The sequence below is a fragment of the Sulfoacidibacillus ferrooxidans genome (assembly GCF_022606465.1).
Classification (GTDB): Bacteria; Bacillota; Bacilli; order Alicyclobacillales; family SLC66; genus Sulfoacidibacillus; species Sulfoacidibacillus ferrooxidans.
In genome coordinates this window covers 1-900 of sequence record NZ_JALBUF010000061.1, presented here as the reverse complement: position 1 = coordinate 900, position 900 = coordinate 1, and the positions used below count along the sequence as shown (strand labels likewise).

Below are 900 nucleotides of genomic sequence, written 5' to 3'. Positions count from 1 at the left end.
AAGTATGGGTGTAGTAGACTCGTCTATAAAAATGGTATGATCACTTTTGTTCAAAAGGGAAATTTTGTAGAGTCGCAATCTCCGTATATCATTCCTTCCATCAGTGTACACTATTTGATCAAATTCGAAAGTGGAACTATGGTTAAATTTTCAGAGTTCCAGTCATCATTGTCTTTCCAGTACCACCAACTCGTACACGAATTCCATCTTTTTCATGAAATACATGAGTGTGAATGACACAAGGCATAGAATTAATTATTCCTTGTTCTGCCTGAATGAATAGCTCACTCTTGTTATCTTCCCGATGTTTAAATAGGTACGCCCCAAGGGCAGCATTTCCAACTCCGCATCCTGGATCTTCAATTCCTTCTCTGGGACAAATGTTCCTAGTATGTACATCGCATTTGTTGTTGTAGACATCAAACGTGAATAGCTGTGCTTCTCTTACACCTGCATTGAAGCATAATTCTTCTAAGGCAGAAATGTTCCTTTTTGCTTTCATAAGAGCATTGAGTGATGTAACAGGAACAATTAAATGTCCCAATCCCGTATCTACTGGCTGAATCGGTAAGTTGGTTAGAAGGTCATTCTCATCCAATCCGAATACGTTCGCCACTGCAGAGCGATTATCCAATACTGGGTAAAATTTTGGCGGAACTGCTTCTACAAGAAATGATGTTTTATACTTATTAATATCCACATGACGATTTCCGGATTTCGTTTTAAGGATACAGGTTGTTGTGTGCGAATCTAGGTAGCCTTCTTGGTTTAATGAAACGAGTGCTGCAATGGTAGGGTGTATCGCAAGAGAAACTTCTTCTGTCGGAGTAAAATATCTTAATTCAAAATCAAAATCAGAGTTTTGGGGAGCAGAAAGCACAAATGTTGTTTCAACAAGAT

Annotated in this window: 1 protein-coding gene; it reads right to left on the bottom strand. The window is 38.6% G+C overall.

Features of this window, described 5'->3' with window-relative positions:
• Positions 1-142: 142 nt before the first annotated feature.
• On the bottom strand, positions 143-900 hold a 758-nt coding region (locus MM817_RS16360; protein ID WP_241717108.1), incomplete at its 5' end, for a PhzF family phenazine biosynthesis protein.